General features: G+C 53.6%; 20 protein-coding genes. 10 read left to right on the top strand and 10 right to left on the bottom strand.

Translation table 11 applies throughout. The features are described from left to right. The first annotated feature begins 128 nt into the window (after nt 1-128). From ACMGGR_RS10610 to ACMGGR_RS10580, 7 genes are all read left to right on the top strand, one after another. Nucleotides 129-554: a DUF2231 domain-containing protein gene (locus ACMGGR_RS10610; RefSeq protein WP_414148877.1), complete on the top strand. Its 426-nt coding sequence runs from the start codon at nt 129-131 to the stop codon at nt 552-554. A 9-nt stretch (nt 555-563) separates the two neighbouring features. Further along, nucleotides 564-1,880, top strand: a complete 1,317-nt coding sequence (locus ACMGGR_RS10605; RefSeq protein ID WP_414148876.1) for a PQQ-dependent sugar dehydrogenase — start codon at nt 564-566, stop codon at nt 1,878-1,880. A gap of 250 nt (nt 1,881-2,130) precedes the next feature. Continuing rightward, nucleotides 2,131-2,910, top strand: a complete 780-nt coding sequence (locus tag ACMGGR_RS10600; protein ID WP_246759273.1) for a siderophore-interacting protein — start codon at nt 2,131-2,133, stop codon at nt 2,908-2,910. A gap of 67 nt (nt 2,911-2,977) precedes the next feature. Continuing rightward, on the top strand, nt 2,978-3,508 hold the full coding sequence (locus ACMGGR_RS10595; protein ID WP_246759274.1) for a PadR family transcriptional regulator: 531 nt from the start codon (nt 2,978-2,980) through the stop codon (nt 3,506-3,508). A 124-nt stretch (nt 3,509-3,632) separates the two neighbouring features. Beyond that, the gene (locus ACMGGR_RS10590) at nt 3,633-5,285 is read left to right on the top strand and encodes a methyl-accepting chemotaxis protein (RefSeq protein ID WP_246759275.1); all 1,653 of its coding nucleotides are present in this window, start codon (nt 3,633-3,635) and stop codon (nt 5,283-5,285) included. A gap of 980 nt (nt 5,286-6,265) precedes the next feature. Next, nucleotides 6,266-7,417 carry a glycosyltransferase family 4 protein gene (locus ACMGGR_RS10585; protein WP_246759276.1) on the top strand — a complete coding sequence of 384 codons (1,152 nt, stop codon included), beginning with the start codon at nt 6,266-6,268 and terminating at the stop codon, nt 7,415-7,417. A gap of 359 nt (nt 7,418-7,776) precedes the next feature. Next, complete coding sequence (locus tag ACMGGR_RS10580; protein ID WP_414148875.1) at nt 7,777-10,149, top strand: membrane-bound PQQ-dependent dehydrogenase, glucose/quinate/shikimate family; 2,373 nt, start codon at nt 7,777-7,779, stop codon at nt 10,147-10,149. Nucleotides 10,150-10,306: 157 nt separating this feature from the next. Here ACMGGR_RS10580 and ACMGGR_RS10575 read toward each other — a convergent pair whose 3' ends face one another. The 8 genes from ACMGGR_RS10575 to ACMGGR_RS10540 all read right to left on the bottom strand — a co-directional run bounded on the left by ACMGGR_RS10575 (nt 10,307) and on the right by ACMGGR_RS10540 (nt 18,859). Then, entirely contained in the window at nt 10,307-11,017 is a 711-nt protein-coding gene (locus tag ACMGGR_RS10575) for a hypothetical protein (protein WP_414148874.1), read from the bottom strand. Nucleotides 11,018-11,294: 277 nt separating this feature from the next. Then, nucleotides 11,295-12,926, bottom strand: a complete 1,632-nt coding sequence (locus tag ACMGGR_RS10570; protein ID WP_246759313.1) for a GMC family oxidoreductase — start codon at nt 12,924-12,926, stop codon at nt 11,295-11,297. Continuing rightward, entirely contained in the window at nt 12,923-13,435 is a 513-nt protein-coding gene (locus ACMGGR_RS10565) for a sorbitol dehydrogenase family protein (RefSeq protein ID WP_246759314.1), read from the bottom strand. Before ACMGGR_RS10565 ends, ACMGGR_RS10570 begins: the two co-directional genes overlap by 4 nt. Then, entirely contained in the window at nt 13,422-14,786 is a 1,365-nt protein-coding gene (locus tag ACMGGR_RS10560) for a c-type cytochrome (RefSeq protein ID WP_414148950.1), read from the bottom strand. The genes ACMGGR_RS10565 and ACMGGR_RS10560 overlap by 14 nt, the downstream gene beginning before the upstream one ends. A gap of 174 nt (nt 14,787-14,960) precedes the next feature. Next, the gene (locus ACMGGR_RS10555; protein ID WP_246759315.1) at nt 14,961-15,671 is read right to left on the bottom strand and encodes a hypothetical protein; all 711 of its coding nucleotides are present in this window, start codon (nt 15,669-15,671) and stop codon (nt 14,961-14,963) included. A 51-nt stretch (nt 15,672-15,722) separates the two neighbouring features. Then, nucleotides 15,723-16,862: a lactonase family protein gene (locus tag ACMGGR_RS10550; protein WP_414148873.1), complete on the bottom strand. Its 1,140-nt coding sequence runs from the start codon at nt 16,860-16,862 to the stop codon at nt 15,723-15,725. A gap of 31 nt (nt 16,863-16,893) precedes the next feature. After that, entirely contained in the window at nt 16,894-17,526 is a 633-nt protein-coding gene (locus tag ACMGGR_RS10545; RefSeq protein ID WP_414148872.1) for an aldolase, read from the bottom strand. 22 nt (nt 17,527-17,548) lie between these two features. Next, a complete protein-coding gene (locus tag ACMGGR_RS10540) occupies nt 17,549-18,859 on the bottom strand; it encodes an MFS transporter (protein WP_246759318.1) in 1,311 nt (436 codons plus the stop codon). A gap of 214 nt (nt 18,860-19,073) precedes the next feature. On the opposite strand from ACMGGR_RS10540, the gene ACMGGR_RS10535 reads away from it, so the two are divergent. After that, on the top strand, nt 19,074-20,111 hold the full coding sequence (locus tag ACMGGR_RS10535) for a LacI family DNA-binding transcriptional regulator (protein WP_414148871.1): 1,038 nt from the start codon (nt 19,074-19,076) through the stop codon (nt 20,109-20,111). Here ACMGGR_RS10535 and ACMGGR_RS10530 read toward each other — a convergent pair whose 3' ends face one another. Both ACMGGR_RS10530 and ACMGGR_RS10525 read right to left on the bottom strand, forming a co-directional pair. After that, complete coding sequence (locus ACMGGR_RS10530) at nt 20,112-20,810, bottom strand: molybdate ABC transporter substrate-binding protein (protein WP_414148870.1); 699 nt, start codon at nt 20,808-20,810, stop codon at nt 20,112-20,114. Between the two features lie 12 nt (nt 20,811-20,822). Next, nucleotides 20,823-22,058, bottom strand: a complete 1,236-nt coding sequence (locus ACMGGR_RS10525) for an alpha-hydroxy acid oxidase (RefSeq protein WP_246759322.1) — start codon at nt 22,056-22,058, stop codon at nt 20,823-20,825. 254 nt (nt 22,059-22,312) lie between these two features. On the opposite strand from ACMGGR_RS10525, the gene ACMGGR_RS10520 reads away from it, so the two are divergent. Both ACMGGR_RS10520 and otnK read left to right on the top strand, forming a co-directional pair. Further along, the gene (locus tag ACMGGR_RS10520; protein WP_246759323.1) at nt 22,313-22,975 is read left to right on the top strand and encodes an aspartate/glutamate racemase family protein; all 663 of its coding nucleotides are present in this window, start codon (nt 22,313-22,315) and stop codon (nt 22,973-22,975) included. 3 nt (nt 22,976-22,978) lie between these two features. Continuing rightward, entirely contained in the window at nt 22,979-24,274 is a 1,296-nt protein-coding gene (gene otnK / locus ACMGGR_RS10515) for a 3-oxo-tetronate kinase (protein WP_414148869.1), read from the top strand. Nucleotides 24,275-24,348 lie beyond the last annotated feature (74 nt).

The raw sequence follows: 24,348 nt of genomic DNA, 5'->3' as shown, positions 1-24,348 counted from the left end.
CGCTGACCACCTTGTTTATTTTTCTTCATATTTTCAAACAAGATGTTATTAAATTTACTAACCTTTTACAGTCTGCGTGGACGGTGTTCTGGTGCCGCGTACGTTTACCCTGTTTAAGGAGCCGTTCAATGACATCCCAGGCAACATCCCGCCATTCAACTTTTGCGGTGGCCATTTACTCTTTACTCCATCCCGTTCCGCTCGGCTTTTTCGTCGCCGGTTGGATCTTTGACCTCATCTACGTTTCCAGCACTGAAATTTTATGGACGCGCGCTGCCAGCTGGCTAATCTCCATTGGCCTGGTTATCGCCATTCTTCCGCGACTAATCAATCTGGTGCAGGTTTGGGTTGGCGTTTCTTATCCGCAGGGTTCGGCGGTTAAAGTGCATTTTTGGGCATACCTGCTGGCGATGGTTCTGGAGATTTTTAATGCCTTTATCCATAGCCGGGATGCTTACGCCGTGGTGCCTGCTGGCGTCATTTTATCTACGCTGGCGGTGATTTTGATGCTGTTCGCTAATGTACAGCTTGCCGTGCGCGACCGCACCGCTTAAGGAGGAGTTATGAAAACTTCATCAACGCTGTCGCTGTTGGCCGTTGCGGTATCTTTACTGCTGAGCGGCTGTGATGACGGCGCAAAGATCGATCCCGCAAAGCAAACTGGCGCTAATCCTGAACTGCCAGCCGCTAAAAATTTCCTGATACCGCCGATGAAGGTGCCGGGCGGTACGCCGTGGAAAGAAAATGAAAAACCCAGGGTAGCCGAAGGGCTAAAGATTGAGAAAGTTGCGGACGGCCTGCTGCATCCGCGTCAGCTTTATACACTGCCTAACGGCGATATCCTGGTAGTGGAGGCCAGCGGTCCGAAAGCCCCCACCAGCCAGCCCAAAGAACTGGTTACCGATCTTATTAAAGACGCCTCCGGTAAGAGCAGCCCCGGCGGCAATCGGATTACGTTGTTAAGAAGCAGCGACGGTAAAAGCTGGCAAAAATATCCGTTCTTAAGTCATTTGCGTTCGCCGTTTGGCGTTCAGCTGGTGGGCGATACGCTCTACGTCGCTAACGCTGACTCACTGATGAAATACCACTATGAAAGCGGCGCGACCAAAATTACCGATCCCGGTACGGAGCTGGCCGACCTGCCTGGCGGCCCGATTAATCATCACTGGACAAAATCCCTGCTGGCCAGCAAGGACGGTAGCAAGCTCTACGTCGGCGTCGGTTCCAACAGTAATATTACCGAAAACGGCATCGGCGCCGAATATCGCCGGGCCGATATCCTGGAAGTTGATGCGGCAACGGGCGCCAGCCGCATTTATGCCAGCGGACTGCGTAACCCAACTGGCCTGCAGTGGGAGCCGCAAACCGGTAAGCTGTGGGCGGTTGTTAATGAACGCGACGAGATTGGCGCAGATCTAGTGCCGGACTATTTGACCTCGGTGCAGGAGGGCGCTTTTTACGGCTGGCCATACAGCTATTACGGCCAGCACGTGGACGAACGCGCGCAGCCGCAGCGGCCAGATTTGGTCAAAAAAGCTGTTCGCCCTGACTATGCGTTAAGTTCGCACGTTGCGCCGCTGGGTTTGTGGTTCTATACCGGCAACGGCCTGCCCGACAAATATCGCGGCGGCGCTTTTATCAGCGAGCATGGTAGCTGGAACCGCGAACCGCTAAACGGTTACCAGGTTGTCTGGGTAGCGTTTCGCAACGGCAAGCCGGAGGGACAACCGCTCCCTGTGGTGACCGGCTTTTTAACGGACGACAAGGAAAGCGTACGCGGTTTACCTGTTGGCCTGACAGAGGACAAGCAGGGTGGGCTAATGTTTGCTGATGATGGCGCAAACGTAGTCTGGCGCGTCACCCGTGCGGATGCGCCATAACGTCGTTCGCCGCACCATTCCTCATTGCCTTTACCGCCTGTGCAGAAGCCAGGCGGTTTTTTTTGTCGGTTTTGCAGGTCATCACTGCCGCGAGTCCTTATGTTTCCTTAATCTTTGGCGTGTACGATTTGTGCCGTTTTAGCGCTAACAGCAAAATCCGCTTGCGGTGAAAATATATCATAGATATATTTTATGTCGTTAAAAGTGCTTTCGATGTCTATTACGGGTATCCCCCGTCAGGAGAATTGTTTTGACCGAGAAAAAAGCTCGCGCGCCGTATCGCGTCAAAAATGAGCTGCGTTTTCGCCCGCTGGAAGTGATCGCCAAAACCTGCATCGCCAAAAGTTTTTACCGTATCGAATTTGGCGGCGAAGCGCTGGTGGGATTTAACTCGCCAGGTTTTGACGACCATATCAAAGTCTTTTTCCCCGATCCTGCCACGGGTGAGCTTTACCTGCCGCAAGTGACCGAAGAGGGTATCGTGTGGAAAGACGGTATTCGTCCACTGTCGCGTGACTATACGCCGCTCTGTTTTGACGCTGAAAAACAGCGCCTGACGGTGGATTTTTACGTACATGAAGCTGGTGTCGCCAGCGACTGGGCCGCCACCGCGCACCCCGGTGACAGGTTAGCTATCGGCGGTCCACGCGGTTCGCTGATTGTGCCGGAAGAGTATGCTTTTCAGCTTTACGTTTGCGATGAAACCGGACTGCCCGCGTTTAAGCGCCGTCTGTCCACGCTTTCTGACCGCCATATCAAGCTTTTTGCTTTCGTTGATGAAAGCGTTGGTCAGGCTTACCTTGACGATCTACAGGGCGTAGAGGTTCACTGGCTGGGCAGTGGCAAAATGCGTGAAAGCGTTACTGGTCTGATTGCACAGCTGCAGGAAATTACCCTGCCTGATGAAGACTATTTTATCTGGCTAACGGGCGAGGGCGCGGCGGTAAAAGAGCTGAGCGACTACTTTATTACCCAACGCGAGCGCGATGCAGACTATGTCCGCGCGGTAGCCTACTGGCACCATAAGTAGTCAGGTTGTATTTTCGCTAACGCTACCTTACTATCCTTTTCCCAAAAAACAGCGGCCCGGACGGATAATGAAACCTCAGCACTCTTCTCAACGTGACTTTCCTGGCGGGGCCGCGTGCGGTATGCGTAAAAAACGCCGTGAAAAAATGCTGGATGCCAGCGATGTCCGTCTGCTGCTGCTGCATTTTATTGCGCAGGGTGCCGCGCATGGTTATGAGCTGATCAAATCAATTGAAGAGCTTTCCCGAGGCGAATATACGCCAAGTCCCGGCATTATCTATCCCAACCTGACGCTGCTGGAAGAGATGGAGTGCATTGAAATACGCGATGCGCAGGCGTCACGTAAAGCTTATAGCCTGACGGCAGAAGGCCAGCGCCAGCTGGCTGAATATCAACCCAATCTGCAAACCATTATCGGCCGGCTCGGTTCGATGGCGGTGCTGGTCAATAACCGCAGCCTTCCGGAGGTTGAACGCGCCGTTAACAATATGCGTACGGCGCTGAATACGCGGCTTTCTCAGGCCAGTCTTCCTCAGCAAACCCTTTACGATATTATTGACGCGCTGGACGAGGCCGCTCGCAAAATAGAGCGCAGTTAACGCCAGGCGCTGGCCCCTTCCATCCTTAACGCACCTTCAAAAGCGCAGTGCCATCAAATTCTACTAATGTTACCGGTAACTCTGCCGATACAAGACACTTCTGAATCAATAATCAGGTGTGGCTATGTCCGTCTTTACTCGTATCAAAACCTCCTCGTTTTTGCTCAGCACTATTATCGCCTTTGGCGCGCTACAGCTTGTTGCTGGCATCCTTTTTCTGAACGCACTCGGTCATAATAAAGACAGCTTTGAAAGCGCTTCTACCGCCAGCGACCAGGTTACCGCGCTGACCAATGCCTGGTATGAGCTCAATGCCGCGCGCGCAGACGTCAACCGTGTACTTATCTGGCTGCAGAAGGAAGGGCCGACCAGCGGCGTTGTCGGCAGTATGGTGCAGCATGGCAAAGAGCAGCTGGCATTAGCCGATCGCGACTTTAAAAAATATCAGTCCGGGCCGACCATTCCCGGTCTTAATCCGGCGCTTAACGAGCGGCTGGCCAAAAGCTATCAGGTCTATGCCGGACAGCTGACGCAGCTGATGGATATCGCTTCTCGCCGTGATATGCCGGGCCTGTTCACCATTAACGTTGCCAATAATCAACAAATTATGCAGGGCGACTACGATCGCTGGCGCGCGGCGGTAAGCCAGCTGGCAAAAGATACCTCGGCAGAAAGCCAGCGGGTATTTGGCAACATGCTGTGGCTCATCGGCACCATTATGCTGGTTGTTATCGCCTGTATTCTGGTGAGCTGGTCGGTGATTAAAAGCGTCCTTATTCAGCCGCTGAATCGTGCGCTGGAGCATATTAATACCATTGAGAAAGGCGATTTAACTGAGCGAATTGCTGTCGACAGCAGCGCGCGCAATGAAATGGGCCACCTGCTCTCTGGCCTGGCTGTGATGCAGCAGTCGCTGGCAAAAACCGTCGGTAACGTACGTCATGGCGCGGATACTATTCTTTCCGGCGTCAGTGAAATTGCCACGGGCAATAACGACCTCTCTTCCCGTACTGAAGAGCAGGCCGCTTCGCTGGAGCAGACGGCGGCCAGCATGGAGCAAATTACCGCTACCGTGAAGCAGAACGCGGATAACTCTCATCAGGCGGCCAGGCTGGCGCTTTCGGCCGCGCAGACGGCAGAGAAGGGCAGTACTATCGTCGATGGCGTCATTAAAAGCATTTTCGGCCTGCAGGAGAGTTCGAAAAAAATCGCTGAAATTACCGGCGTGATCGAGAGCATCGCTTTTCAGACCAATATCCTGGCGCTGAACGCAGCGGTTGAGGCTGCGCGAGCCGGTGAAAACGGCCGTGGCTTTGCCGTGGTAGCGGGAGAAGTGCGCAGCCTGGCGCAGCGCAGCGCCGTTGCCGCAAAAGATATTAACGCGCTGATTGCCGAATCTTCCTCACGGGTGGAAAACGGATCGCGACTGGCCGGGCAGGCTGAAGAATCAATGCAGGGCATTCTCAGCTCGGTGCAGCAGGTTCGCGATATTATGGATGAGATCTCTTCGGCTTCGGAGGAGCAGAGCCGCGGCATCGATCAGGTTGGCCTTGCCGTATCGGAACTGGATCAGGTGACGCAGCAGAATGCCGCGCTGGTGCAGCAATCTTCGGCCGCTGCAACCACGCTGGAGGAGCAGGCCGCCAGGCTCAATGCCGCTGTTGCGGTATTCCGTGTTGGTTCGCATAGCCCGGAGAACGCCCGTCCGCAGGTTGCCAGGAAATTGCCAGCCCGTACACCAGCGGTGGCTGGGCTGGATAACTGGGAAACCTTCTGACGTTCCCTGACGGTAAAACTAAAAGCCAGATAAGCTTCAGGCCCGACTTACTGTCGGGCTACTTTTCACCGTAACGAACCGCTTTGAAACCTTTGCAAAGCTTTCGGCCCAGGGCCAATCGCGTAATTCGCGCAGCACGGTTAACTCCCTTTCACTTTCTTCCATATAGTTTCTGATCCGGCGTCTGGTGAAAACTGGCTCTGTCCGAAAGGCCTTAGCGCCTGTTCGAATTGATTGCAGGTGCTTTCTTAATAGGATATTTCTTATTCAATTAAGCGGGTTTTTAACCTTCGGGCTGTTTTTAGACCTATTTAAAACGCAAAAGATCTAGCCGGTAAAAACAGATATATCTTAATTACAAATGCGCGTTTCTTTCTGCTTTTTTTAATAAAAAGAGCGGCGTTGATACGTTCGGTAACTCATTAATGCTACTGAACTAATTAATAGTTGAAACCTTGCATAAAAAAAGGATTTTACCGCTGAAAAATTTGCTGCGTATTATATTAGCTATCGTTAAGCATTTCGCCTGGAATGGCTTTTATTTTAACTATTCGTTTACTTTTGCCTGATAAAAAATGGCCCTGCTTTTTGGCCTGTTATCGTACGCTTTTTTATCGATTTCCGCCAGGGATGCCGTATTTACTGGCTTTGTGGCTCAAGCTAGCGACAAACCAGGCGTCCATTGTAAGTAATCATTGCTAATGGTGTTAATTTATTTAATAAATTGATACCAAATTTAATAATGAAACCGTAGCAATTTATTTCCAAATTTTAACGTTATATTAACTTTTCCTGCTGTGTCTTTCGATAAGGGTTAAACCTTTTACCCCACACTGGCGCATATTAAGAATATGTCTGTATTTACTTGCTGGAGCTGATGTGGTGGAGTACCGGGGCATCATGGAATGAAGACCAGGGCAAATTTGAATTTTAATAACATTACTCAGTGCAGTTAGCATTAATTTCTATGAGGTAGCGGTATGAGAGTCGGCGTATCAAACGATAACTATCCAGAAAAAAGAACAATAATTGTTGATGCTGGCGTGGAATACGTGAACTTCAAAAAGAAGAATATTTACTCTTATATTAATCTTCTGAATATGAAGTTTTTTAAAAAGAATAAGATTTTTCTGTTTCGTCCGCTGATGGGCTCACAGGAAAAAAATATTGATATATTCCACGTTTTCAACGAGATAGCTATTACGGATCGTAAGTGGGTAGTCACTTTCGAAACCGAGTTGCCGCGTATCCTGCCAAGGAAAAATGCCAGCGACGACAGCTTTGACGCAAGGCTGAAACGTCATTCAGCCGCGCTGATGCAAAAAAACTGCCTGGCGCTGATTGCGCTTTCCGGTGCGGCTTATAACCTGGAAATGAAGCTGTTTCAGGATAATCCGGAGCTTTTACGTACGCTGCGCGAAAAGCTGGTGGTGTTACACCCCCCGCAGAAGCTCTATGTAGAAGAACGCAAGCCGCGCAACGCTGCAAATCCTGTTCACTTTGTCTTTGTAGGACGTGATTTTTATCGTAAGGGCGGCGGAGAGATAGTCCGTGCTTTTGATGAGCTGCTGAACGAGAAAAAAATTCGTCCGGAGCAGATCAAGGTAACGTTAATTGGCGATCTCAATAAAACCAATAACTATGCCTTTGGTAAATATCAGGACGACGCGGCTTTTGCCAGAGAAACAGAGGCCGCTATCGCGCGTTACTCTCTTTTTGATCATCATAGCGTTATGCCTAACGATAAAGTTATGCAGCTGTTGCAGGAAGCGGATGTCGGTCTTTTACCGACATGGGCTGAGACATACGGTTTCTCCGTCCTGGAGATGCAGTCCTGTGGTTGCCCGGTTATCACCACCAACGTGCGTGCGCTGCCGGAGATCAATCCGCAAGAGGCAGGCTGGCTGGTTAAGCATGAGCTAAACGAAGACTGTGATTATGCGGTCACCTCTTTCGAACAGCGTGATTCGGTGCGTAGAAAGACTGTCGACCAGATGAAAGCCATCATCGAGGATATTATTCAGAACCCAGAGCAGATCGTTGATAAAGCCAACGCCTCTATCGCCAGAATCAAAAACGAACATGACGTAGAAGTCTATCAGGACAAACTGAGAGCGCTTTACAATAAGTAAATCGTCAGACATCTGCATGAGCCAATGACCAGGCGTACATTCGTATGCCTGGCCGTTTGTTTTATTCTCTCTTTCCGGCGTGCCGCCATTGTGCATGCTTGTTCACGGTCGCCATGCGTTTTTAACCCGTCACTTCTTACGCTTATTCTGCCTTCTGGCCGCTATTTCCACGCGCTTATTCTGTTTTTCTGGCTCTCCTGATGGATATTCGCGGCCTGACTCTTTCTTCCCGAAATAATCACCCAAAATACATAAATTAAATGCTCTTTTTTTTCATGTAAAAATTAGTTAATTTTATGTTGTTAAATTGTAATTGATAAAAGAAGTTCACAATCCGTTGTCTAATTCGAGAGACTAAAATGACAAAATTAACGAGTATCGTTATAGCGATTATTGGCCTCGCTATGCTTTACATGGGTGGAAAACTGCTGCTATTAGGCGGCTCACCGTTTTATGTCGTCATGGCTATTGGCTTACTGCTTACGGCCGTGGCGCTGTACAAAAAGAAACAAATCGCCTTGTCCATTTACGCCATTCTGATGTGGCTGGTGGTCGGCTGGACGCTGTATGAGGTCGGGCTTGATAAATGGCAGTGGATACCGCGTGGCGATATTATTGGCCTGATCGGTGTCTGGCTGGCGCTACCCTGGATTGTTCGTCCGTTGTCCAGGGCGCATAACCCGGCGAAACCCGCCAGCTTCCATCCCTTTTTGGGCACCACGGTTATCGTTATTATCGCCATCGTTATCGGATTAACCTTTTACGATCCGTTGCCGCAGGAAGGCACGCTGAGCAATAAACGTAGCCCGGTTGAAACCAGCGTAGCCGGCAACGACTGGACTGCCTATGGCGGCACGGCTAACGGGCTGCGTTTTTCCGATCTCAAGCAGATTACCAGCGATAACGTGAGCAATCTGGAAGTGGCGTGGACTTATCACACGGGCGATCTGCAAAATGATAAGGACGCAACGGAGTACACGTTTGAAGCTACGCCATTAAAAGTAAATAACACCGTATATTTCTGTACGCCGCATAACGAAGTGCACGCGCTTAATCCTGAAACGGGCGAGCTGAAATGGAAATATCAGCCAGCTAAAGATCGTTCTTATTTACAGCAGCATCAGACCTGTCGCGGCGTGAGCTATTATGCGCCGGATAGCGCGGCTACAGCATCCTCTGCCAACGCGCCAGCCTACTGCCGGAAACGTATCTTTAACGCGACTACGGATGCAAAACTGGTCGCGCTGGACGCTGACAGCGGCAAACCGTGCCAGGATTTCGGCACCCACGGTATTGTCGATTTACGCGCCGGTATGGGGAATATTCGCCCGCACGCGCTGATGCAGACGGCTGCGCCACTGGTGGCAGGTAATCTGGTTATCGTTGGTGGCTCGGTAATGGATAACGGCTATAACAGCGGCAATCCTTCCGGCGTCATTCGGGCTTATGACGTTACCACCGGCCAGCTGGTATGGAACTTCGATCCTGCCAATCCGCAGGACACCCGACCGCTGCCAGCAGGTAAAACCTATCCGCAGGATACGCCGGTTGCCTGGGGTACCCTGAGTGCCGATCTGAAAAATGGTCTGGTTTACGTGCCTTTTGGTAACGCCTCGCCGGACGAGCTTGGCCGTCAACGCGATGCGAACAGCAATACCGAGAAATTCCGCGACACGCTGGTCGCGCTGGACTTAAAAACAGGCACCTTTAAATGGCGCTTCCAGTCGTCCAGGAACGATCTGTGGGACCGTGATAACCCTTCGCAGCCTTCGCTGCTGGATATTGATTATCAGGGTAGCCGCCAGCCGGTGGTTATTCTGCCGACCAAAACCGGTAACCTGTTCGTTCTGAACCGACTAACCGGTCAGCCTGTCTATCCTGTTAATCAGCAGGATGTTTCTACTCAAGGCGGCGTGCCGGGTGAAACCTTCTCGCCAACCCAGCCTGTTTCCGCGCTGAACTTTATTCCGGAGCCGCTGAAGGAAAAATCGATGTGGGGCCTGACGCCGTTTGACCAGATGGCGTGCCGGATTACGTTTAAATCAATGCGCTATGACGGTAACCCGTGGACGCCATCTACCGAGGGCGGCACCATCGTGTTCCCTGGCAATATCGGCGTCTTTAACTGGGGCTCCGTAGCCGTCGATCCTGAACGGCAGATCCTAATCGCCGCACCGGTTCGTTTGGCCTACAAATATAACCTGATTAAGCGCACCCCTCAGACCGAGGATAAGCGCCTGTTCACCAAAGACGGTACGCCTTACTGGAATGAGAACTTTGAAGGCGACTATGCGATTCATATCCAGCAGTTTGCCTCTGGCCTGGGTATTCCCTGCATTGCACCACCGTGGGGACGCATGGTTGGCGTCGATCTGACCACTGGCAAAACCGCCTGGCTGCGCCGGGTTGGCACGACCAAAAACCTGAATACCACCTTCCTGCCGGGCCGCTTCCCAATTGGTTTCCCGATGGGGATGGTCGCGCACGGTGGCCCGCTGACTACGGCTGGCGATTTGGTGTTTCATGGCGCAACGGCGGATAACTTCTTCCGCGCTTACGATATCAACAGCGGCAAGCTGCTGTGGCAAACCGAGCTGCCAGCGGGCGGTCAGGCAACGCCTGCCACCTACATGGGTGCTGATAATAAGCAGTACGTTATTATCGCAGCGGGCGGTCACGGCTCGTTAGGCACCAAAGAGGGGGATAGCGTTATTGCTTATCGCCTGAAGTAAACCTTGCAGCGGGCGGCAGGATGCCGTCCGCTGTTAAGACGTTTAAGACGTTTAAGACGTTTAAGACGTTTAAGACGTTTAAGACCTTTATAACGTTTTTAAGTATGAAAGCCGTGAGGTTACGGTTTTGTAGCATCTGTCACCGTTGGTTAAGGCGTCAGGGAAAAAGCATTTTTGCGGCTGCAAGGCTAAGACCCGCTACGGTAAACATGCTTGCCGTTGACCATACAATCTGATTTCTTAGTCCCTTATAGAGCTCAACCCGTAAAGACATAACTTCATTTTTGACCGCGCTAACTTCTTCACGCGTAGTCAGCTCCAGCTTAAGAAGGTCGCTTTTGGTCGCAAAGGTGTCTGCCCGGACATTCAGTGCATCGATACGCGCGCTCTGTTCAGCTGAGGCAGCGATGGTAGCGCAATTATCCAGACGCGCCGCCAGCTCAGCGAAATCGCTTTTTGTCGCGCAGTTATCCAGACGTGTCGCCAGCTCAGTGAAATCGCTTTTTGTCGCGCAATTATCCAGACGCGCCGCCAGCTCATTAAAATCGCTTTTTGTCGCGCAGTTATCCAGACGCGCCGCCAGCTCATTAACATCGCTTTTCGTCGTGCAGTTATCCAGACGCGCCGTCAGCTCAACGACATCGTTTCTGGTTGCAAAGGTATCCGCCCGACTATCCAGTGAATCAAAGCGAGTGGTCAGGACGGCCAGATCGATCTTTATCTGATGCGTATCCTGTGCAAGCCGTTCAAAACGGTTAATCCTTTTATCCATTTGCGCTACTCTCCCGTTGACGCTATTAGCCCTGTCGATAAATTCCTGGCCAGAAAAGGGCGGCATGTTTCTTTGCAGACTTTTTTCCTGGTACATAGACAACACTCCATTTCTTCCTTGCGGCTGATATTACGCCGCTGCGGTGAGAAAAAAAACAGGAAAAGAACGATCGCGGCATGAAAACGGGGGTTTATTTTCGAGTATTTGAAGCTCGTTCCAGCCTGGCATTAGTTTTATGTAAGTTGCATTTTTTTTCAGAGATGCATCGCATAATTATACCAGGCGAACGCGTAATAAAAATAAAAGAGAATAACAAAAAGGCAGGCAAAAATTCGCCTGCCGAAATGAATAGCGATAACGCTAATGCGTAACATCAAACTTTAACTGTTTTCAGCATATAGTCAGCAAGCCGCAGGCTTAACGCCGCGCCGGTAAGCGTAGGATTCATGCAGGATGCGGAGGGCATCACGCTGGTTCCGGCGATAAACAGGTTAGGGTGATCGTGGCTCTGGCAATGACGGTTAACGACCGAATCTCTCGGGTTGTCACCCATAATCGTGGTACCCATAATATGCTGTCGATCCTGATAGCTCGTATCAATTTTTGATATTTTTGCATTTAGCAATTGAGCGAAATTATCAAAGTCTCTTAACCCCTGAGCTTTCCCGGCATGCCAGTAATCGGTTACGCTATAATAGATTTCCGGTACCGGAAGGCCTATCGCATCTTTTTTATTTTTACTGGGGATAATGCGGTTTTCTGCTAAAGGTAATGTTTCAAAGTCGATGGCAAAATTAAGCGATCGGGCTGACATCAGCTTTAATTGCTCATCCAGCCTGGAACCCAATACGCCTTTGGCAATTAATGAAGCGGCATAATCCGCAGTCGGTACTGTATTACGTACCTTAATTTTATAACTGGGGAAATCTTTGCGGAAATCACCATCGCGATTATTCAGATATACCAGCAGTTCGGTAGGTCCCTGGCCAGGCCAGACGTCTTCGTTCATCATGACGTTCATGCTGATACCGGTATGGCCCATCAGATTGCGGCCCACCTGATCGGAACCATTCGCCACGCCGCGGGGATAGCGTTCAGAGCTGGACATGAGCAGCAGCTTGGGCGACTCAATGCCGTAGGCAGCCAGCACAAAATAGTTAGCGGTCAGATGATGGTCAGAACCGTCGGGTTTGCGATACCAGATGCCGCTAATTTTCCCGCTGTCGTCCGCTTCAATTTTATAAACCACCGAATTATCCAGTAATCTTGCGCCGTGCCTTTCTGCCTCATCAATATGCATTGAGCCATCATATTTAGCGGCAATCGGGCAGACCGGGTTGCAGTTATTGTTGCCAGCGCACGCCGGGCGCTGGCCATAAGGACGCGTTGCCCGGCCGTTAGGCTCCATTACCGGGTTATAGCCGCCTTTGCCCAGGAGTTCAGAGAGCCTTTTAAACAGATAGCTCGGCTCCAGACCTTTCATCGGAAACGGCGTTGAGCGCGGTGGCCAGGCTTCGCCGCCGTGTCCGCTTTCATCCTGACCATCCATGCCGGAAACCCCCAACTCCTGCTCCGCTTTGCCATACCAGGGTTCAAGCTCCTCATAGCCAAAAGGCCAGTCGCGACCACGGCCATACAGACTTTGCAGTTTGAAATCGTTTGGGATCATGCGCCATAAAGCGGAACCAAAATGCCAGGTTGTGCCGCCCACTACGCGCAGATATTTTGTAGGATATTTTACCGGGCCGCTTTGCTGAAGATAGTCGCCATAGGTAGAGGGCACGTGCGGCAGGTCGGGATAGGGCGAGCCAACGCCCTGCAGTTTCATATTGGTCAGGGACATCTTAAAAGGCGAGTTGCGAAAGCGTTCAACAATATCCTGTCGTTTGATACGCGGCCCGGCTTCCACAATAATCACTGATTTTCCCGCTTTTGCCAGCTGCGTGGCGACCAGTCCACCCATGACGCCAGAACCAATAACAATCACATCTGCATCCACTTTCATACTGACCTCCCTGAAGGGTGTGTGTCGGGATTGTTGCCCCAGGAATCCGGGCCGCTGCCATAAGTGGGCACGACCAGAATGCCGCGCGTAGGTTGATACATCAGCGCGTCGGCGTAGGCGATCAGCTCGCTGTTGGCACCGTCGCCGACCACGCCCGTATACCAGCTGCCGATAATCAGCGAGGCGGTCTGGAACAAGGGCGATGCCATGGCTGTCGCCTGCAAAAAGTCATCAACATGCGGGAAACGTTGCGCGCGCAGATAATCTGCCAGTGCCGCCAGTCGCTGCGGAAAATCAGCGTGGTGATGCGCTAAGGCGGCGTAATAACGCTGGCTGAGTACCGCACTGACGGCACGGCTGACCAGAAACTCAGAAACGGCTGTAAAATCCGCAGATGCCACGGGTTGAGCGGCCAGCCGTCCGGGGAATAAGGTGGCGCAGAGGGCGCTTACCGACAGCGCCGCCATGCCTTTAAGTAAGCGGCGACGGCTCAGGTTATCTGGCTGCATATAGCCTCCTTTTTCGGCGGATAAAGAGGATGCCTGGCGCTATCACAATGATGACAGCGAAAGAAATCAGCACGGAGGGTTGCGTTAGCTTAATCAGCAACGGCGTATCACCACCTTCGCGCAGTTTTTTGACGCGTTCAGCGGTAACGGTAACGGCCGGATTACCAAAATTCTTCAGGACGTAGTTGCTGACGTCGGCAATCTGCCGATCGCTTAGCCGGTTGGCGAAATCGGCGTCCGGGCCAAAAGCAGGCATGGCTACGCTCTCGCCATTAACCGTACGCTGCACGCCAAATAAAATAGCGGCAACCAGGTTGTCGGGCTGCCCGGCACCGGTAGCACTGTTATGAAACAGAGAGGGGTAGCGCGTATTGCCCTGACCTTCGGGCTGGTGGCAGTTGGCGCAGCTGCCGCTGAACACCTGCCAGCCTGCGTCCGTTTCTGCCGTCTGTCCGCGTAGCCGCTGTTCGGCATCGGAGGCCTGGCCAAAACCATCGCGTGGCCGGGCACTGTCGGTGTTGACGACCGGTAACTGGCGCAGGTAAGCGACCATTGCCTGGATATCCGTATTGCTCAGGTACTGGAAACTGTGCTCAACGGCTTCCGCCATTGGCCCGGCGGCCTGAGCTTTCGCGATATGGCCGGTTTTCAGATACTGCACCAGCTCGGCGCTGCTCCAGCTGCCGATGCCGTTTTGTGCTGGCGTAATATTGGGCGCGTACCAGCTGCCCAGGCTGCTACCGGAAAAAGCGCGATCGTTTTGCTGAGCCATCAGAAAATTACGCGGTGTGTGGCAGGTATCGCAGTGCGCCAGCGCATTAACCAGGTAATCTCCACGATTAACCTCAGCCGATTTGCCCGTTGCAGGCACAAAGCGCTGGTCGTCAGCGAACAGCAGATTCCAGACCGCCATAGAAGCGCGAATGCTGAACGGAAAAGGCAGATGCGTTTGCGGCGCGGCAACGTCCACCGGCGCGACGCCCTGCATAAAATAGCGATAAAGCGCATGAATATCCTTATCGCTAATTTTGTTATAGGCGGTATAAGGCATAGCCGGGTAAAGATGATGACCATGCTTATCAATGCCTTCCCTGACCGCGCGCGCAAATTCCTGTTCGCTGTAATCGCCAATGCCATAACGTTTCGAAGGCGTGATATTGCTGGCATAGATAGTGCCCAGCGGAGAATGGATGCCGTAGCCGCCGGCCATGGGGGCGCCCTGAAGAGGCGAGCTATGGCAGGCACCACAGTCGGCAGCCGTAGCCAGATATTTTCCCGCGGCGATAAGATCTTTATCAGCGGAATCAGGCGAGGTAGCGGACGCCATTCCGGTCATAAGGATCAGGCTCATCGTCCAGGATCGACAATAGCGTCTCACTTGACATGCTCCTGTAAAATAAAGGAAAAGTTATTTTTATAATGTAAAAAGCCGCATCCATGGGTAAATCCCGGGCGGGCCGCCCGCTGGCAGGCGGCCTGTAAGAGTAACAGTGATAAGTCCGGCGCTTAATCTACGGGGCTGGCCTTAAAGCAGTTCGTAATCGTTGAAAATCAGCGGCGTTTCACCACCGTTGGTCAACTCGACTTCGCCTGGCTGGGTCAGTACGGCATCGCCGCGATGCAGCCAGACTTCTTTATTGCGGTTCGGCTGGCCGGGAATCGAGGTCAGCAGGCGGCCTTCGGTAAAGAAAACCCGTACGCCAGGTCCGTGTTGGGTGTAGAGCGTGGTACTTTCGCCCGGTTGCAGCGTAACCTTCCAGCCTTTGACCGTTTTTTGATCCAGCACCTGCTGGAAGGCGGCATTAGCGGGACGAGACGCGCCGCCGAAGTTTTGCGGGCCATGCTGCTTGATTTCAAAAGCGACCTGATGATTCAGTGTGGTGCCGGTATTGGTGACTTTATCGGTTTCGGACTTATCCTGATGCGCGCCAAACTTCACGTTGCCGCTTTTCATCTCGGAATCTTTAGCCGGTTTATCGGGATAGGCGCTGCGTACCAGGCTGCCGTCGATATGGGTGTTCACATAGTCAAGATGCTGTTCATGGAACAGCGTGGACTGGCCCGGACGGATCATTACGCGCATGACGGTAACGTACTGGTTTTCCAGGATGACGTGATGCAGCGGCTCCAGATTAGTTGCGACCACTTTTTCCGCCGCGCTGACCGCAGGGGAAGCCGCAAGCGTGAACAGGCCCGTGGCACAGAGCACGGAAAGTAGGGGGTGTGTGCGTTTCATAAAGTCTCCAGTTATTGCCTGCCAGGCCGGGCCATCCGGCCCGGCATTAAATTACTCCACCAGCGTCACCCAGTTAGCGCCTTTTCCGGTGGGATAGCGGCCCGCCAGCGACAGCGCGCCGGTTGATTTATCAATGGTATAAAGGGAAAGCTGCGTTGATTTTTGTCCGGACTCAATCAGAAACTGACCGCTGTTATCAATGGCAAAGCCGCGCGGCTGCTGCTCTGTTTTAATGCTGCTCAGCCAGGTCAGATGCCCATCGTCCGGGCTGACGGAAAAAGAGGAAAGGGTACTGCTGGTGCGCTCCGTCGAGTAAAGGAAACGCCCGTCCGGGGTGAGATGGATATCCGCCTGCCAGATACGCGGCTTGTGCGAAGGCGGCAAATCGTCATCGCCGGTTAACGGTCGTGCTTCACCACGCTGCATATCTTCCTGTGGCGAAACGGAATTGACTACGGCAGCTGGCGTCGTGGTGCCGTTAGCGTTGAGCGTCAGCTGGCTGATGTTGCCCGCCATCTCCGTCAAAATATAGACGCTGCGTTTACCCTGTTTATCGGTATTGGGCGCAATAACAAAGTGTCGTGGGCCGGTTGCGGCTTCGCTTTGAATATTTACAAACGGCGGATCGTTTGGCGTTACCTTGCCACTGGCCGCATCAAAGCGATACTGCAAAAGCTGATCGGCACCCAATAAAGTGACAAACAGGAAGTGGTTAGAGGGATCGACCTGAATCGCATGCGCGCGTTTACCGGTATGGACAATCTGCACCGGTTTGGCTTCAACTTTACCGTCGCTATCAATGCGGTTGATGCTAAACAGATCGCCGCCGTAGGACGCGCTCAGTAAAAAATGTCCCTGTCTGTCGGTAGAAAGGTAAGCCATGCTTTCCGGCAGCGGCGACTGGCTGGCTTTGACCAGCTGCCCGTCGGGCTGAATATGATATGCCACGACGCTATAAGGTTTGCTGCGCACGGAGACATACAGCATTTTTTTATCGGGTGAAACCACGGAAGACATTGCTTTTGCACCAGCTGGAAAGCTGCCAATCGGCACCAGCGCTTTTTTGCTTTTATCCAGCTGGTAGCCGGTAACGGTGCCGCTGTCGGCGTTAGAGACATAGACCAGGCTTTGCGCCTCTGCCGAGCCTGCCAAAGCCGCCAGCGAGAGCAGCATGCCACAGATTTTTTTCATTATTATTTCCTTTGTAGGGGAGAGAAGTTTGTTACCAGCGGGTGGAAAAGACCTCGCAAAGTTCCGCTACATCGCTATCCGCCAGCGGCTGGGGTTTGCTTACCGCCTGCCGCCATAGCCTGGCGGTCTCCTCCAGCTCTTCCAGCGCAAAACAGGCGGTCAATACAGAAGCCCCCCAGACCACCGGGCCAAGCCGTTCGAGCATGACGCCGCGAACTTCGCAGGCCAGCGTGGCGACCTGTTGTGCAACCTCCGGTGCGCCGGGCCGGCAATAGCCAATCAGCGGAATGCGACCCACTTTCATCACCTGGTAAGGGGTGATCGGCGGAAGGATACTGTCTGCTTGCCAGACGCCTTCCAGCGTCAATCCCACCAGGTTGGTGGAATGAGTATGCACCACAGCGTGAACTTGCGGATTACGATCGTAAACCTGGCGGTGCAGCAGCAGCGTTTTGGATGGCTTATCGCCGGACAGCCACTCGCCCGTGCGGCTGACCTTGGCAATCTGCTGTGGTTGCAACCGTCCCAGACAGGCGTCGGTTGGCGTAATCAGCCAGCCATCCTCCAGGCGGGCACTGATATTTCCGGCGGTGCCGACGGTATAGCCTCGTGCATACAGGCTCTGGCCCGCCTGACAGATCTCTTCGCGTAGCTGTTGTTCCATTTTTCTCTCCGGCTTACTCGCGTTAAACATCAGAATCGGCAGCGGCTGCGCCAATCGTATTCACTTCTTTGATCGCCAGCGGCTCAACTTTACCCATTATGAACATGAAGTTAAGCGCGCCGAACAGGCAGATACCGCCGGCCACCAGCAGCGGTACCACGAAAGAGCCGTGGCTGAGGGTCAGCATCAGGCCGGTAAAGGAAGCGGTAACGATACCGGCCAGATTACCGGCGAAATTCTGGATGCCGCCGAGCGTGCCGACATAGCCTGAATGGGGCGCGACATCCGCCGGCAACGTCCAGATATTGGCGGCGGTGAAGGCCAGACCAGCGTAGGTCAGTGAGAAAAGCGTCAGGATCAGCGCGACGCTATTGGTAAAGGCCGCAAAGGCGATCACGGAGGAGAGCAGCATCCCGGCAATTAAACAGGATTTGCGGGCCGTGGTAAGCGAGAAACCTTTGCGATAGAGCCAGTCCGAGGTGATACCGCCCAGCAGACTGCCGGGAATACCCATCAGCGCGGGAATAGCGCCCAGCGTGCCCAGCTCTTTTAGCGAGAAGCCGTGCGCCATGGTCAGATAGGTCGGGAACCAGGTCACAAAAAAGTAGGTGGCAAAGTTCATGCAAAAAAAGCCAATCATCATTCCCCATACTGTGCGGTAGCGGAACAGGCCGAGAATATTAACCTTTTCGCCTTTACCCTGCGCTTGCGCACCACGGTCGGCCAGCAGGTTTTGACGCTCATCCTCCTGCACATTTTTCATTTTTTCCGGTTCGCGGTAGAACAGCAGCCAGATGGCTACCCAGACCAGGCCTAACGCGCCGGTGACGACAAAAGAGGTTTCCCATCCCCAGGTGCTGATTAGCCAGCCGACCAGCGGCAGGGCAAGGGCGCTGCCCGCGCGCGGCCCGGCATCAAAAATACCGCTGGCGGTAGCTCGCTCTTTTTTCGCAAACCAGGAGTAGACCACTTTTGCACAGCCCGGATTACCGCCCGACTCGCCCAGCCCCAGCATCAGGCGCGAGAGGAATATAGAGGTGAAGCCCCGACCAAAGGCGGTAAAGACGGTGAACAGCGACCACCAGCCAACGGCAATGGCCAGACCAGCGCGCGCGCCCATCCGGTCAATCAGCCGACCCGCGGGGATCTGCATTAACGCATAGGTCCAGAAAAAAGCGCCTAAAATCAGCCCCATGCTGGTGTCATCCAGGCCAAGATCTTTTTTAATATGGGGCGCGGCAATAGCCAGATTAATACGATCGATATAGTTGATGGCGATAGCAAAAAAGCAGAACGCTATCATCAGCCAGCGGATTCGTGGGTATCTACGCATACTGAATTCCTTTATTATCCCGATGCTTTTCCGGACGGCAAGGTCCGGGCGATTGTTATGGTTTGGTAAAATTTCTGCGGTTTCTGATAATATGATGTTAAAAGTAAGCGATTACAAAATTCAGTCAAGTAAAAAGTAAGCGCTTTCAATTTGGCTTTTTATCTGTCTGCGAATTTTGTGGGCGGTATCACTAATTTCACTCTGGAGTCTGAAGATGTCCGATAAGCCTGCGCTGTCTGGCCGCGTATCGCTGGAAGATGTTGCCCTTCTGGCGGGCGTATCCACCGCCACGGTATCAAGAGTGCTGAACGGCAGCGCCACGGTGCGCCAGTCGCGCCGGGAGGCGGTAGAACGAGCCTGTGAAGAGCTGGGCTATGTGATTAACCGGGCTGCCCGCACACTGGCTTCGCGCCGTAGTATGTCTATTGGCGCAGTGGTGCCAACGCTGGCGACGGAAACCTTTTCCCGCCCGCTGGCCGCCTTCCAGCAGAAAATCCACCAGTCTGGCTATACCATGCTGCTGGCAAATTCAGATTTTGATCCCGATACCGAGCTGAAAGAAGTCAACAAGCTGGTGGAGTACGGTATTGATGCGCTGATGCTGGTGGGCAACAGCCACCATCCGCGCCTGTGGGAGCGGATTGAGCAGCAGGCTATTCCCTGTATACAGACGTTTTCCGTGGATGAGCGCTACCCTGGCGTAGGCTACGATAACGAGCAGGCCGCAGGCGTGTTAACGTCGCATTTGCTGGCGCTGGGTCATAAAACGTTTGGCGTGATTGTCGGTACGCCGCCATCAAACGATCGCGTTTCGGATCGCCTGACCGGCACGCGGCAGGCGCTGGCAGCAGCCGGGCTAAACCTGCATGAAGCCAATCTCATTAACTGCGCGTTTACCATGAACCAGGCGCGTCAGGCGATGTTCCGGCTGCTGGACGGGCCGCATCCGCCGACGGCGGTTATCTGCGGTAACGATCTGCTGGCGTTTGGAGCGATGCGTGCGGCCAGCGAGCGCTATCTGCGTATCCCTGGCGATATTTCGATTACCGGCTTCAACGACTATGAATATGCCGAACATCTGGAACATCCTCTGACCACCATGCGGGTGGAGCTGGATCGTATTGGCGAGATTGCCGCCGACTATCTGCTGGCCACGCTCAATGGCGAGCCCGCCGCGCGGCAGACGCTGCTGCAACCGGAACTGATCGTGCGTGGCAGCACCGGCTCTGCGCCCCGTGCCGCCATCCGCTAATCAAACGCGCGCCGTCAGCCCCCAGGCGTTAAAAGCCTGCATCGCTTCCGGCGAACGCAGAAAATCGAGCAGGGCGGCAGCCTGCTGTGGCCTTGCTGCCCGGGTAAAGACGCCGCCGGAAAAAGAGAGTATTTTCTGCGCGCCTTCCGGCAGCGGGCCGATGACTTTGATGCCTTCGACCATCAGCAGTTCGCTTATCTGCTGCACGGCAATATCCGCTGTTCCATCCAGCAGCTGAGCGGCAGTGAAACCTTCGTTAATGGTAGTGGCGCGCGCGTTGATCTCCTGCTCAATAGCCAATTCTTTCAACAGCTTTTGAAAATAGATGCCGCTTGCGCCGCCCAGCGAGTAGGCCACGGATTTTGCCTGTAGCAATGCCTGCTTAAAAGCGGCCACGTTGCTGATATCGGGCGCGGCGGCATCGCGCAGCATGGCCAGCCCCAGCGGCGAGTCCACCAGCTCAACCCGGCTGCTGGCCGCGACATAACCCCCTGCAATCAGTTTGTCCATCGCTTCAGCAGTCACGATTACGGCATCCGCCGTTTCACCTGCGGCAATCTTTTTCTCAATCACGGAGGTCGGATTCCAGTCGATAGCCAGCGGCAGGTTGCCGTGTGTGCTTTGCCAGTTTTTTTCCAGCCCGATAAAGGGCGCGCGTATCGCCAGTACGCTAAACAGGCGGAGTGTACTCTCTTTCATCACGTTTTCCTTTTAGCTTATTTTTCGTAGGTAGCTGGCATCGAGTTCGCCCGGCGTTCGCACGCCAATCAGCGCCAGATCGCGATCGATCTCGTCACGTAGAATATGCATGGCGTGTTCCACGCCAGCCTGGCCGCCAATGACCGCGCCATACAAAAAAGGCCTGCCCAGAAAAACGAAGTCCGCACCCAGCGCCATCGCTTTCATTACGTCAGTACCGCGCCGGATGCCGCTATCGATGATGACCTTCATCGATCCTTTTTTCGCTGCGATTTCAGGGAGCGTCACCAGCGGCGGCACGGTGTGATCAAGCTGGCGTCCGCCGTGGTTAGAAAGAATCACCGCGTCCGCGCCCAAATCACGAGCGATAAAGGCATCCTCCGGCGACATCAGCCCTTTAACGACCAGGTTTCCCTTCCATTTTTTGCGAATCGCCTCGACATGTTTCCAGCTGAGTTTGTCACGCGCGTTGGTATTGCGTACTTTGCTCGACATCATCGGCGGGCCACGTTCCGCATCGGTATTTTCAAAGTGTGGCGCGCCGTGACGCAGGAAAGTTTGCGCCACCGTGCCCAATAGCCAGCGCGGGTTCATTGCGCTTTGCAGTGCGACTTTAGGCGTGATCTTAATCGGCATGCTGAAGCCGCTGCGGGTATTGTGTTCGCGGTTGCCCAGCATTGGCGTGTCGCCAGTGACCACCAGCGTCCTGTAACCCGCGGCGGCAACGCGATCCAGCAGGCGATCGATACGCGGCTGATCGCCCGCCAGATAGGCCTGAAACCAGGCGTCAGGATTGGCCGCGTGGACATCTTCCAGTTTTACCAGCGAAGAGGCGCTAAGGATCATCGGGACGTTCATGGCTTTTGCCGCTTTTGCCAGTGCAATATCCGCCTGATAGGCGACAAAAGAAGCGCCGCCGAGCGGGGCAACGCCAAAAGGATGGTGATAAGCGTGGCCAAACAGCGTGGTGTGCTGATCGCGGCCTGAAACGTCGCGGAACATGCGCGGGACAAAAGTGTACTGACGGTAGGCTTCAAAATTACCCGCGATACCGCGTCCCGTTTCGACGCCGCCAGCTACGTACTGGTAGATCATCTCCGGCAGCCGGCGACGAGCATGACGTTCAAAATCGTCCAGCGCCAGCAGATCGCGAAAATGACGCGGTACTTTTTTCAACGCGGGATTCCCCACGGTCGGTGCCGCGCCGGGTATGGCGTGCAGTGAAGAAGAATCAACAGGTGAAGTCATAGGCGTTCTCGCTTCCGTAGAGGGGTTAACACACAGCGCCATGAATAAGCATGACGAATAACGCACTTTATTTTGTAAGCGCTTTCAATCATGGCTAATACCTTCTAACATTTCAATAACAGTTCGGCCAGCACAGAACGGTTTTCTGTGATCAACTTCACTTTACAACCGCATTTGTAAGCCCTTACATTTGAGTATAACCGTTCAGCCCGTTTGCTGAACTTCATCGGGCATATGCCTTTCAGGAGATCAGGATGAGCAGAATTGTATTACTCCACGCCACGCCGGTAGCGATGGCGCCTATTCATACCGCCTTCAGCGAGGTCTGGCCCGAGGCCGAAACCGTTAACCTGCTGGATGACGGGCTCTCTCTGGATCGTGCGAAAGAGAGCACGCTCTCTGAGGGGATGATCGATCGTTTTGTCAGGCTGGGCCGCTACGGCTATGAAATGCAGGCACAGGGTATTCTGGTGACCTGTTCCGCTTTTGGGCCAGCCATTGACCAACTGGCACAGACGCTGCCGATTGCCGTACATAAACCAAATGAAGCGATGTTTATGGAGGCGGTAGCCCAGGGGAAAAATATCGGCATGCTCGCAACCTTTGGCCCGGCGGTGGAAACCATGACCGAGGAGTTTAACGACTATGTTGCACAGCACGGCTCACCGGCAAAACTCACCACGCTGCTGGTGGCCGACGCTATCGATCTGCTGAAGAAAGGTGATGCAGAAAGCCATAACCGTCTGGTTGCAGCCCGCGCGCGTGAGCTGAAGCATTGTGATGTCATTATGCTGGCCCATTTCTCTACCTCGCGCGCGGCGGCCAGCGTGCGCCAGCTGGTTGATATTCCGGTACTGACCGCGCCGCACGCGGCGGTAAAAAGAATGAAGGCCAGCGTGCTGGCTACAAAGGGGTAAGCTATGTTGATTGGCGTAATAGCAGATGATTTTACCGGTGCCAGCGATATTGCCGTAACGTTGGCAAAAGGCTTGCCCGGCGAGGGCGGCCTGCAAACCACACAGTATGCGGGTATTCCCTGTGAACCCGCAGCAGCCGACGTTGAAGCAGGCGTTATCGCGCTTAAAAGCCGCTCAATTCCGGCCAGCAGCGCGGTTGAGCAGGCGCTGGCCGCCTGTCGCTGGCTGCTGGAGCAGGGCTGTGAACAGATCGTTTTCAAATACTGCTCCACGTTTGACTCTACCGACAGCGGCAATATTGGCCCGGTGACGGATGCGCTGGCCGAGTTGCTGGCGGTACAGAGTGTGGTCATCTGCCCGGCTTTCCCGGCTCTGGGCCGTACGCTGTATCAGGGACATCTGTTTGTGCAGGATCGCCTGCTTAGCGAATCCGGGATGGAACATCATCCACTAACACCAATGAAGGATGCGGACGTGCGGCGCGTACTGCAACGGCAAAGCGTCAATCGCGTTGCGCATATTCCGTGGCAAACGGTGGTTGCTGGCAGTGCCGCGCTGCAAAAAGTGCTTAATGATCAGCCGGTGCGTACTTTGCTGGTGGTTGATGCCATTAGCGAGCACGATCTTACGACGATTGGGCGGGCCTGTAAGGGCGCCAGGCTGGTTACCGGCGGGTCAGGAATTGCGCTGGCGCTTCCCCATAATTTTATTGCGCAGCGACGAGCCTCTGGCGAACAAGCCCGTGCGCCGCTTATTGAAGGGCCTGAAGCCATTCTGGTTGGCAGCTGTTCCGGCGCAACCCGGCAACAGATCCTTGAGCATCAAAAAGCCCATCCGGTCATGAAAATTGAGGTCAGAGACGTACTGGAAGGCAACGTCGGGCCGGAGCAGCTAACCGCTTTTATTCATCAACATCAGGGTAACGCGCCGCTGGTTTACTCATCTGGCGATCCGGCTGCCGTACAGAGCATTCAGCAACAGTATGGCCGTGAAAAGGTGGCTGAGGCGCTGGACAACCTGTTTGGCAAGACGGCGCAAAAACTGGTGGCCGAGGGCACGCGCCGTATCGTGGTTGGCGGCGGTGAAACGTCGGGTGCGGTGGTCAGCGCGTTAGGTTTGGTTGCGTTAATGATTGGCAAAGAAATTGATACTGGCGTACCGGCGATGGTCTCACCAGGCGATAAGCCGCTGGCGCTAGCGCTAAAGTCGGGAAATTTTGGTGAAAAAGACTTTTTTGCACGCGCGGTAGAAGCGCTGCGGGGGAGCGCAGAACGTTCTGCCGTTATAAATCAGGCATAGTTAGCAGATAACCAAAAATAAACCCCCGGCAAGCCGGGGGTTTCAAACTGCTTATAAATCTAAAGCAATAGGGT

Source organism: Erwinia sp. BNK-24-b (assembly GCF_047456155.1).
Taxonomy (GTDB): domain Bacteria; phylum Pseudomonadota; class Gammaproteobacteria; order Enterobacterales; family Enterobacteriaceae; genus Erwinia; species Erwinia phyllosphaerae.
This window is presented reverse-complemented; position numbering and strand designations above follow the sequence as displayed.

What these genes read in the sequence shown, in the direction of transcription:
- ACMGGR_RS10610 (WP_414148877.1), top strand. Translation starts at nt 129, where the DNA reads ATGACATCCCAGGCAACATCCCGCCATTCAACTTTTGCGGTGGCCATT.
- ACMGGR_RS10605 (WP_414148876.1), top strand. Translation starts at nt 564, where the DNA reads ATGAAAACTTCATCAACGCTGTCGCTGTTGGCCGTTGCGGTATCTTTA.
- ACMGGR_RS10595 (WP_246759274.1), top strand. Translation starts at nt 2,978, where the DNA reads ATGAAACCTCAGCACTCTTCTCAACGTGACTTTCCTGGCGGGGCCGCG.
- ACMGGR_RS10590 (WP_246759275.1), top strand. Translation starts at nt 3,633, where the DNA reads ATGTCCGTCTTTACTCGTATCAAAACCTCCTCGTTTTTGCTCAGCACT.
- ACMGGR_RS10585 (WP_246759276.1), top strand. Translation starts at nt 6,266, where the DNA reads ATGAGAGTCGGCGTATCAAACGATAACTATCCAGAAAAAAGAACAATA.
- ACMGGR_RS10580 (WP_414148875.1), top strand. Translation starts at nt 7,777, where the DNA reads ATGACAAAATTAACGAGTATCGTTATAGCGATTATTGGCCTCGCTATG.
- ACMGGR_RS10575 (WP_414148874.1), bottom strand. Translation starts at nt 11,017, where the DNA reads ATGTACCAGGAAAAAAGTCTGCAAAGAAACATGCCGCCCTTTTCTGGC.
- ACMGGR_RS10570 (WP_246759313.1), bottom strand. Translation starts at nt 12,926, where the DNA reads ATGAAAGTGGATGCAGATGTGATTGTTATTGGTTCTGGCGTCATGGGT.
- ACMGGR_RS10565 (WP_246759314.1), bottom strand. Translation starts at nt 13,435, where the DNA reads ATGCAGCCAGATAACCTGAGCCGTCGCCGCTTACTTAAAGGCATGGCG.
- ACMGGR_RS10560 (WP_414148950.1), bottom strand. Translation starts at nt 14,786, where the DNA reads ATGAGCCTGATCCTTATGACCGGAATGGCGTCCGCTACCTCGCCTGAT.
- ACMGGR_RS10555 (WP_246759315.1), bottom strand. Translation starts at nt 15,671, where the DNA reads ATGAAACGCACACACCCCCTACTTTCCGTGCTCTGTGCCACGGGCCTG.
- ACMGGR_RS10550 (WP_414148873.1), bottom strand. Translation starts at nt 16,862, where the DNA reads ATGAAAAAAATCTGTGGCATGCTGCTCTCGCTGGCGGCTTTGGCAGGC.
- ACMGGR_RS10545 (WP_414148872.1), bottom strand. Translation starts at nt 17,526, where the DNA reads ATGGAACAACAGCTACGCGAAGAGATCTGTCAGGCGGGCCAGAGCCTG.
- ACMGGR_RS10540 (WP_246759318.1), bottom strand. Translation starts at nt 18,859, where the DNA reads ATGCGTAGATACCCACGAATCCGCTGGCTGATGATAGCGTTCTGCTTT.
- ACMGGR_RS10535 (WP_414148871.1), top strand. Translation starts at nt 19,074, where the DNA reads ATGTCCGATAAGCCTGCGCTGTCTGGCCGCGTATCGCTGGAAGATGTT.
- ACMGGR_RS10530 (WP_414148870.1), bottom strand. Translation starts at nt 20,810, where the DNA reads ATGAAAGAGAGTACACTCCGCCTGTTTAGCGTACTGGCGATACGCGCG.
- ACMGGR_RS10525 (WP_246759322.1), bottom strand. Translation starts at nt 22,058, where the DNA reads ATGACTTCACCTGTTGATTCTTCTTCACTGCACGCCATACCCGGCGCG.
- ACMGGR_RS10520 (WP_246759323.1), top strand. Translation starts at nt 22,313, where the DNA reads ATGAGCAGAATTGTATTACTCCACGCCACGCCGGTAGCGATGGCGCCT.
- otnK (WP_414148869.1), top strand. Translation starts at nt 22,979, where the DNA reads ATGTTGATTGGCGTAATAGCAGATGATTTTACCGGTGCCAGCGATATT.